Here is an 8866-nt window from a genome sequence, read left to right on the forward strand (position 1 = left end):
GCTCTATGAATGGATCGTCGACAACGATTGCACGCCGCATATCCTGGTGAACGCAGAGTTCGCCGGGGTAAAGGTGCCTCCGGGCTATGCCAGCGATGGGCAGATCGTGCTCAATGTCTCGCCCTCTGCCGTGCGGCATCTGCACATGGACAACGAGGCGGTCAGCTTCGAGGGGCGTTTCGGCGGCGTGGCGCAGAGCCTGTACATTCCAGCGCTGGCGGTAATGGCCATCTACGCCCGGGAAAACGGCCAGGGCATGGTCTTCGATCTGGAGCAGCCGGGTCCGGTGGACGACGAGCCGGGCGATGACGATGGTGGGCCGTCCGATGAGCCGCCGCGTCCCAGTGGCAGGCCATCCCTGAAGGTGGTCAAGTAAACGGCGAGCAATGAAAAAGGCGATCGAAGGATCGCCTTTTTTTCGTTCGCTGTTCTTCAGTTTATGTATTCGAACAGCTTGACGATCTTCTGCACCCCGTCGACGCCCTGGGCGACGCGGACAGCCTGGGCGGCTTCCTGCTGGTTGACCAGGCCCATCATGTAGACGATGCCGTTCTCGGTGACCACCTTGATCCGCGACGAGGGCACGTTGGGATCGCTGAGCATCTGGGTCTTCAGCTTGGTGGTGATCCAGGCGTCGTTGTTGCGGGCGAGCAGGGAGGAGGGCGAGGTCACCTGCAGTTCGTTATGCACGTTCTTGACCTTCTGCACCGTGCGCGCGGCCTGTTCGGCCTTGCTCTTGAGGTCAGCGCGCGGGGTCTGGCCGGCGATCAGCACGATGCCGTTGTAGCTGACCACGACGATGTGAGAGTCCTTGTCCAGGGCCGGATCGGCCTTGGCGATGTTCACCGCGGCCTTGGTCTCGATCAGCGAGTCGTCGATCTTGCTGCCGATGGTTCGGGTCCCGCGATCGTCGTCGATCGGTTTGTCCCGGGTGGCGCTGAGGAAACTGCTGCAGCCTCCCAGGGCCAGGCTCAGGGCCAGGGTGGCGGCGACGAAGGCGGTACGGCTCATTCTTCACTCCCGAACAGTTGGCGGTCGATCAGGTCGCAGAGGCAGTGGATGGCCAGCAGGTGGACTTCCTGGATGCGTGCGGTGATCTTGGAAGGAACGCGGATCTCCACGTCTTCCGGCAGCAGCAGCGAAGCCATGCCGCCACCGTCACGGCCGGTCAGGGCGACCACCAGCATCTCGCGGTCGTGGGCAGCCTGGATGGCCTGGATCACGTTGGCCGAATTGCCGCTGGTGGAAATCGCCAGCAGGACGTCGCCCGGCTGGCCCAGGGCGCGGATCTGCTTGGAGAAGACTTCGTTGTAGCTGTAGTCGTTGGCGATCGAGGTGATGGTCGAGCTGTCGGTGGTCAGGGCCACGGCCGGCAGGCTCGGACGTTCGCGCTCGAAGCGGTTGAGCAGTTCGGAGGAGAAGTGCTGGGCATCGCCGGCCGAGCCGCCATTGCCGCAGGAGAGGATCTTGCCCTCGTTGAGCAGCGCATTGACCATCACCAGGCTGGCTTGCTCGATATAGGGAGGCAGTACTTCCAGGGCCTGCTGCTTGGTCTCGATGCTGGCCTGGAAGAGCTGGCGGATACGGTGTTGCATGTCCATCGGTAATGACCTTCGGTGGGGCGGCTGATCAGGCGTCGAATGCGTTCTGAATCCAGTCCAGTCGCGGTGGTGATTGTCCGTCGCTGGTATCGACGGTGACCACATCGAAGCGACAGGGGCGTTTGGCCCAGCGCGCCTCCTGTTGCAGAAAAAGTTCGGCGGAGAGAATCAGGCGCTGCCGCTTGCGCGCGTCGATGCTCTCCAGGGCTCCGCCCCAGGCGCGATGCCGGCGGGAGCGGACTTCGACGAATACTACTGTATCGCCGTCGAGCATGACCAGATCGAGCTCTCCGCGGCGACAGGTCCAATTCTTGCCAAGTGTGGCAAGGCCCTGTCGCCGTAGATGGGCGCAGGCCAGTTCCTCGGCCTGGCGCCCCTTGTCCCGGGAGCTTTCCCTATCGGTCAAAAGCTGCTGGTCCCCAGCGGCTGGACCTGGCCATTGCGGAACTCGGCCCATTGCAACTGGCGTTCGATACGTTGGGTCGGATTCAGGCTCAGGGTACCGGTCAGGCCGTCGATCTGCAGGCTCGGCACGGCCTTCAGTTCAGGCAGTCGCGGAGCGAGGCGGTAGGCGTCGACGCCCATGGCGTAGAGGCGGCCCATGCTGCCGTTGGCCTGGGGCCATTGGGCGGCGACCTGCTGGCGGGTCGGGTCGCTGGGGTTGAGCAGCCACGGGGTCTCGCAGAAGCGGATGCCGTTGAGGTCCTGGTCCTGGGTCGGGTTGTTGGTCCCGGTGTAGAGGTGCGAAGTGGCGTAGACCGGAAGGTCGCCGGCGTACTGGAAGGCCAGGGTCGGCTTGATCTGGCGGGCCTGCTGCGGGGTGGCGGCGAGGAACACGAAGTCGATGTCCTGGCGGCGCGACGGCTGGGTGGCGATCTGGCTGCCGAGGGCGCCCTGCAGGCGCTGGGCGCGGCCTTCGCTCTGGCGCAGTTGCAACAGGTCGGCGATCTGTTGCGCCAGTTGTACCGGCTGGTCGACATGCTCGGCGGCGATCAGGCTGCCGCCCGCGGACTGCCAGCTCTGGCTGAAGGCGGCCAGCACGCGGTCGCCCCATTCGCCGCGCGGCACCAGCGCCACGGCCCGGCGCATGCCGTCGCCCCAGGCCCGGCTGGCCACCGCGCGCGCTTCGTCCTCGGCGGCGAGGCCGAACTGGAACAGCTGCGCCGGGCCTTCCTGGCTGTTGTCGCTGTAGTTGAGTGCGAGGGTGGTGATCGGCAGTTGCTCGCGGCTGGCGAGTTGCTTGACCAGTGGCTTCTCCAGTGGACCGACGACCAGTTCGACGCCATCGGCCTGGGCCTGGCGGTAGAAGTCATCTAGCGAGCGCACCTGGGTACTGTCGTAGAGTTTGATCGAAGGTGGGTTCTGGCCGGCCTGCTGGGCCTGGAAGTGGGCGGCGAGGAAGCCGTCCTGCAGGGCCCGGGCGACGTTGGCCAACTGCCCCTGCTGGGGTAGCAGGAGGGCGATGCGGGTCAGCGGCTGCTGGGACAGCGTCTTGAGTTTCTCCAGCGCCGCCGGCAAGTGCTTGGCCGCCGGGTGCTCGGGGTTCTGCTGTTGCCAGCTCTCGATGCTGGCCTGCTGTTGCTGCAGGGTCGGCGAGGTCTTGGTGATGCGGGCCAGGGCCAGCCAGCCACTGAGGTCGCCTTCGTTGGCGCTCGGTTGCAACTGGTCGACCGGCAGGCTGCTGACCAGGGTCCAGATCTTTTCCTGGTTCTCGATCACCGCCGGGCCCTCGAGCAGCGGGGCGAAGTAGATGCGCTCCTTGGCTGCGGCAAGGATCTGGCCGTCGGCGGCGAGGGCCTGGGCTTTGGCGCGCTGGGTACGAACCTGCTGGGTCACCGGCAGCTCGCTGAGATGCTGCATGCTCGGATGCTGCAATGCCTGCAGGGCGGCCTTGGGCTTGCTGCGGGCGAGGGCCAGTTCGGCGTTCAAGGTGCTGGCGAAGACCTGCTGGGCCGGCTTCAGGCTTTCCAGTGGGATCTGTCCCAGGATGGCGGTGGACCTGGCGAGGTCCTTCTGCTGGTAGGCAAGGTCCGCTGCCGAGAGGCGCAGCAGCGCCGCTTCCTCGGGCTTGCTCTGGCTGGCCTGTTGCAACAACTGCTCGATGCTGGCATTCGGCGTACGGGGAAGTTCGCCCAGTCCGGAATTGGACGAGGTCGCGCAGGCGGTCAGCAGACCGGCCAGGATCAGAGCAGAAAGCGGACGCAGGCAAGCGATCATATAGGGCTTCTCATGGCGCATTCACGAAGAGTCGCCGATTGTACCGGAGGCCCGCCTCGGGTGCGATGGCGGCACCCTGAATCGCGATACAATGCCGCCTTTTCAGATAGCTCCCGAGGTATTTTCGTGTCAGCAGGCACTCTGTTCGTAGTGGCGACCCCGATCGGCAATCTCGACGACATCACCCCGCGCGCCCTGCGGGTGCTGCGGGAGGTGGCCCTGGTGGCTGCGGAGGATACCCGCCATTCGATCCGGCTGTTCCAGCACTTCGGCATCGAGACGCCATTGGCGGCCTGCCACGAGCACAACGAGCGCGAGGAGGGCGGGCGCTTCATCTCCCGGCTGCAGGGGGGGGAGGACGTCGCGCTGATCTCGGACGCCGGTACCCCGCTGATTTCCGATCCCGGCTTCCACCTGGTGCGCCAGGCACAGGCGCTGGGTATCCGGGTGGTCCCGGTGCCGGGCTCCTGCGCGCTGATCGCGGCGCTGTCGGCGGCGGGATTGCCGTCGGACCGGTTCATCTTCGAAGGTTTCCTGCCCGCCAAGGCTGCGGGACGACGCAGCCGCCTCCAGGCGGTACAGGAAGAGCCACGCACGCTGATTTTCTACGAGGCGCCCCATCGTCTGCTGGAAAGCCTGGCGGACATGCGCGACGTGTTCGGCGGGGAGCGCCGTGCGGTGCTGGCGCGGGAGCTGAGCAAGACCTTCGAGACCATTCGCAGCCTGCCGTTGGCCGAACTGCATGATTGGGTCGCGTCGGACAGCAACCAGCAGCGCGGCGAGTGCGTTGTGCTGGTGGCGGGGTGGCAGGCGCCGGAAGGCGAGGAGTCGATCGGTGCAGAGGCGCTCAGGGTGCTCGACCTGCTGCTTGCCGAGCTGCCGTTGAAGAAAGCCGCGGCGCTGGCGGCGGAAATCACCGGGGTGCGAAAAAACCTTTTGTATCAACAGGCTTTGCAACGCCAAGGGAAGAGTTGAGCTTGTTCTTCGCGCCTGCTCCCGCTAACCTTGTCGGCGGAGAGTCGATTGGACAGTCGCTGTCGCGCAATAGCGCGGTGGAGGAAAGTCCGGGCTCCATAGGGCAGAGTGCCAGGTAACGCCTGGGAGGCGCGAGCCTACGGAAAGTGCCACAGAAAATAACCGCCTAAGCGCAACAGCGCCGGTAAGGGTGAAAAGGTGCGGTAAGAGCGCACCGCACGGCTGGCAACAGTGCGTGGCTAGGTAAACCCCACTCGGAGCAAGACCAAATAGGAATCCATTGGCGCGGCCCGCGTTGGATTCGGGTAGGTCGCTTGAGGCGTACAGTGATGTGCGTCCCAGAGGAATGGCTGTCCTCGACAGAACCCGGCTTATAGATCGACTCTCCCACTTCTTCCCACTCTCTTCGCTTTTTCCCGGTTTTATCCGTCCGTCGCAAAAGCGAAAAGCCGCAACTCTTGATAAATCACTTTAAGTTCGAAGGCTAAGACTTTGGACTTATTGTGTTTTGTCATCTCTTTTACTTCTAAAAGCGCTCCGCAACCTTCCAAAAGCACGCTAAATCTCCGTCCTGTAAGGATTTTTCACTTCTGACGCGCCTTGACGGTGGGGAGTGTGGATTTCTATAGTGTGCAGAAGTGGTATGAAGTGGGTAAAAGTGGGATCAATTGGCATGGAAAGCCAACCACAGGGGAAGCGCTGACGTGTTTCGCGGAGCTAATGCCATAAGTCTTGACGCCAAAGGGCGCCTCGCGATGCCGAGTCGGTATCGTGACGAGCTCGTTTCGCGTTGTGCCGGCCAGCTCATCGTCACTATCGACGCAGTCGACCCCTGCCTCACCGTTTACCCCTTGCCCGAATGGGAACTGATCGAAGCCAAGCTGCGCGAGCTGCCTTCTTTGCGAGAAGAAACGCGGCGCCTGCAGCGGCTGCTGATCGGTAATGCCGTCGATCTGGAACTGGACGGAAACGGGCGTTTCCTGATTCCGCCGCGCCTGCGCGAGTACGCCAAGCTGGACAAGCGGGCGATGCTGGTGGGGCAACTGAACAAGTTTCAGTTGTGGGATGAGGATGCCTGGAACGCCATGGCTGAAGCCGACCTGGCGGCAATCAAACAACCCGGTGGGCTGCCGGACGAACTACGCGACCTGATCCTTTGACTATGAATGCCACCTACCGCCATATCACCGTTCTGCTCGAGGAGGCCGTTTCCGCACTGGCCCCGCGGGAGGACGGCTGCTATCTGGACGGTACCTTCGGAAGAGGGGGCCATAGTCGAGCCTTGCTCGAGAAACTGGGCACCGGGGGACGCCTGCTCGGATTCGACAAAGATCCCCAGGCCATCCAGACAGGAAAAGCATTGGCGGCCGAAGACGGCCGCTTCGTCATTGTGCAGCGCTCGTTCGCCGAACTGGGCGATGAGGTGCGCGCACGCGGTCTCGAAGGTCGGGTCGATGGCGTCCTGCTCGACCTTGGCGTGTCGTCGCCGCAACTCGACGATCCCGAGCGCGGCTTCAGCTTCCTCAACGATGGTCCCCTGGACATGCGCATGAATCCCGGCCAGGGCATCAGCGCAGCGGAGTTCATCGCCAACGCCACCGAAGAGGAAATCGCCCGGGTCTTCAAGGAATATGGCGAAGAGCGCTTCGCCAAGCGGATGGCCCGCGCCATCGTGCAGCGCCGCCAGGAGCGGCCGTTCGAACGGACCGCTGATCTCGCCGAAGTGATCACGGTTGCCAACCCCGCCTGGGAGAAGGGCAAGAATCCGGCGACCCGCGCATTCCAGGGCCTGCGCATCCATGTGAACAATGAATTGGGCGATCTCGAGCGCGGCCTTGACGCCGCGCTCGAATCGCTGGCCGTCGGCGGCCGCCTGGTGGTGATCAGTTTCCATTCCCTGGAAGACCGCATCGTCAAGCTGTTCATGCGCAAGCACGCCAAGGGCGAGGCGGACAACCTGCCACGCGACCTGCCGATCCGTTCCAAGGTCTTCGAGCCGCGCCTGAAGCTGCTGGGCAAGCCGCAGTACGCTTCGGAAGAAGAACTCAAGGCCAACCCGCGCTCGCGCAGCGCGGTCATGCGCGTGGCGGAGAAGCTGAGATGAGCCGTCTCTTCGTCAAGCGCCTGCCTACCGGCAGCTTCCTCATGTTGCTGCTTTATATAGGTCTGCTGCTCTCGGCGATTGCCGTGGCCTACAGCACCTACTGGAACCGGCAACTGCTCAACTCGCTGTATTCCGAGCTGAGCGTGCGCGACAAGGCGCAGGCCGAGTGGGGCCGGTTGATTCTCGAGCAGAGCACCTGGACCGCCCATAGCCGCATCGAAAGCCTGGCGGTGGAACAGTTGCGCATGCGCGTTCCCGACCCGGCCGAGGTCAGGATGGTGGCGCCATGAAACTGAATTATTTCCAAGGCGCCCTCTACCCATGGCGGTTCTGCGTGATCGTCGGCCTGCTACTGGCGATGGTCGGCGCCATCGTCTGGCGAATCGTCGACCTGCACGTGATCGACCATGACTTCCTCAAGGGCCAGGGCGACGCGCGTAGCGTGCGGCATATCGCCATCCCTGCGCACCGGGGCCTGATCACTGACCGCAACGGCGAACCGCTGGCGGTGAGCACCCCGGTCACCACCCTGTGGGCCAACCCCAAGGAGCTGATGACCGCCAAGGAACGCTGGCCGCAACTGGCGGCGGCGCTCGGGCAGGATACCAAGCTGTTCGCCGACCGCATCGAGCAGAACGCCGAGCGCGAGTTCATCTATCTGGTCCGTGGGCTGACCCCGGAGCAGGGCGAAGGCGTGATCGCCCTGAAGGTGCCCGGCGTGTACTCCATCGAGGAGTTTCGGCGTTTCTACCCGGCTGGCGAAGTGGTGGCCCATGCGGTCGGCTTTACCGATGTCGACGACCGCGGTCGCGAAGGTATCGAGCTGGCTTTCGACGAATGGCTGGCCGGCGTGCCGGGCAAGCGCCAGGTGCTCAAGGATCGCCGTGGCCGCGTGATCAAGGACGTGCAGGTCACCAAGAATGCCAAACCGGGCAAGACCCTTGCGCTGTCCATCGACCTGCGCCTGCAGTACCTGGCTCATCGCGAACTGCGCAACGCTCTGCTGGAGAACGGCGCCAAGGCCGGCAGCCTGGTGATCATGGACGTGAAGACCGGGGAGATCCTGGCCATGACCAACCAGCCGACCTACAACCCGAACAATCGTCGTAACCTGCAGCCGGCGGCCATGCGCAACCGGGCGATGATCGACGTGTTCGAGCCGGGCTCGACGGTCAAACCGTTCTCGATGAGCGCGGCGCTGGCCAGCGGGCGCTGGAAACCCAGCGATATCGTCGACGTCTACCCGGGCACCCTGCAGATCGGCCGCTACACCATTCGCGACGTATCGCGCAATTCGCGGCAACTCGATCTCACCGGCATCCTGATCAAGTCGAGCAACGTCGGCATCAGCAAGATCGCCTTCGACATCGGCGCCGAATCCATCTACTCGGTCATGCAACAGGTCGGCCTCGGGCAGGACACGGGGTTGGGCTTCCCCGGCGAGCGCGTCGGCAACCTGCCCAACCACCGCAAGTGGCCGAAGGCGGAAACCGCGACCCTGGCCTACGGCTACGGTCTCTCGGTCACCGCGATCCAGTTGGCGCATGCCTATGCGGCCCTGGCCAACGACGGCAAGAGCGTGCCGCTGAGCATGACCCGAGTCGACCGCGTGCCGGATGGCGTGCAGGTGATCTCGCCGGAAGTGGCTTCCACCGTGCAGGGCATGCTGCAGCAAGTGGTCGAGGCCCAGGGCGGGGTGTTCCGCGCCCAGGTGCCGGGTTATCACGCCGCCGGCAAGAGCGGGACCGCGCGCAAGGTCTCGGTCGGCACCAAGGGCTACCGGGAAAACGCCTATCGCTCGCTGTTCGCCGGTTTCGCCCCGGCCACCGATCCGCGCATCGCGATGGTCGTGGTGATCGACGAGCCGAGCAAGGCGGGCTACTTCGGCGGCCTGGTGTCGGCGCCGGTGTTCAGCAAGGTCATGGCTGGCGCGCTGCGCCTGATGAACGTGCCGCCGGATAACCTGCCG

The 8866-nt window shown here is 64.2% G+C and carries 10 protein-coding genes and 1 other RNA gene; 7 read left to right on the forward strand and 4 right to left on the reverse strand.

Annotated features, from left to right (window positions below; translation table 11 throughout):
- The coding region (locus FFS27_RS23280; protein ID WP_137952233.1) for a ClpXP protease specificity-enhancing factor at nt 1-376 on the forward strand (376 nt) is incomplete at its 5' end.
- A gap of 56 nt (nt 377-432) precedes the next feature.
- Here the strand turns inward: FFS27_RS23280 and FFS27_RS23285 are convergent.
- The 4 genes from FFS27_RS23285 to FFS27_RS23300 are packed head-to-tail and all read right to left on the reverse strand — an operon-like array spanning nt 433 to nt 3818.
- Nucleotides 433-1011, reverse strand: a complete 579-nt coding sequence (locus FFS27_RS23285; RefSeq protein ID WP_003094151.1) for a BON domain-containing protein — start codon at nt 1009-1011, stop codon at nt 433-435.
- The gene (locus tag FFS27_RS23290) at nt 1008-1601 is read right to left on the reverse strand and encodes a phosphoheptose isomerase (protein ID WP_003094149.1); all 594 of its coding nucleotides are present in this window, start codon (nt 1599-1601) and stop codon (nt 1008-1010) included. The genes FFS27_RS23285 and FFS27_RS23290 overlap by 4 nt, the downstream gene beginning before the upstream one ends.
- A gap of 28 nt (nt 1602-1629) precedes the next feature.
- Nucleotides 1630-2007: a YraN family protein gene (locus FFS27_RS23295; protein ID WP_003110149.1), complete on the reverse strand. Its 378-nt coding sequence runs from the start codon at nt 2005-2007 to the stop codon at nt 1630-1632.
- On the reverse strand, nt 2004-3818 hold the full coding sequence (locus FFS27_RS23300; RefSeq protein ID WP_023101552.1) for a penicillin-binding protein activator: 1815 nt from the start codon (nt 3816-3818) through the stop codon (nt 2004-2006). Before FFS27_RS23300 ends, FFS27_RS23295 begins: the two co-directional genes overlap by 4 nt.
- Before the next feature lie 126 nt (nt 3819-3944).
- On the opposite strand from FFS27_RS23300, the gene rsmI reads away from it, so the two are divergent.
- The 6 genes from rsmI to ftsI form a co-directional block, all read left to right on the forward strand.
- Nucleotides 3945-4793, forward strand: coding sequence for a 16S rRNA (cytidine(1402)-2'-O)-methyltransferase (rsmI, locus tag FFS27_RS23305; protein ID WP_003134739.1), 849 nt, complete (start codon nt 3945-3947; stop codon nt 4791-4793).
- A 40-nt stretch (nt 4794-4833) separates the two neighbouring features.
- Nucleotides 4834-5183: RNase P RNA component class A (gene rnpB / locus FFS27_RS23310), an RNA gene on the forward strand.
- Between the two features lie 314 nt (nt 5184-5497).
- A complete protein-coding gene (gene mraZ, locus FFS27_RS23315) occupies nt 5498-5953 on the forward strand; it encodes a division/cell wall cluster transcriptional repressor MraZ (protein WP_003103101.1) in 456 nt (151 codons plus the stop codon).
- Between the two features lie 2 nt (nt 5954-5955).
- The gene (gene rsmH, locus FFS27_RS23320; RefSeq protein ID WP_003134737.1) at nt 5956-6897 is read left to right on the forward strand and encodes a 16S rRNA (cytosine(1402)-N(4))-methyltransferase RsmH; all 942 of its coding nucleotides are present in this window, start codon (nt 5956-5958) and stop codon (nt 6895-6897) included.
- Nucleotides 6894-7187 (forward strand): cell division protein FtsL, encoded by a 294-nt coding sequence (gene ftsL / locus FFS27_RS23325; protein ID WP_003094142.1) that lies wholly within the window; start codon nt 6894-6896, stop codon nt 7185-7187. Before rsmH ends, ftsL begins: the two co-directional genes overlap by 4 nt.
- The coding region (gene ftsI, locus FFS27_RS23330; RefSeq protein WP_135408118.1) for a peptidoglycan D,D-transpeptidase FtsI at nt 7184-8866 on the forward strand (1683 nt) is incomplete at its 3' end. The genes ftsL and ftsI, both read left to right, overlap by 4 nt.

It is taken from the genome of Pseudomonas sp. 2VD, from assembly GCF_005503585.1.
GTDB lineage: Bacteria > Pseudomonadota > Gammaproteobacteria > Pseudomonadales > Pseudomonadaceae > Pseudomonas > Pseudomonas aeruginosa.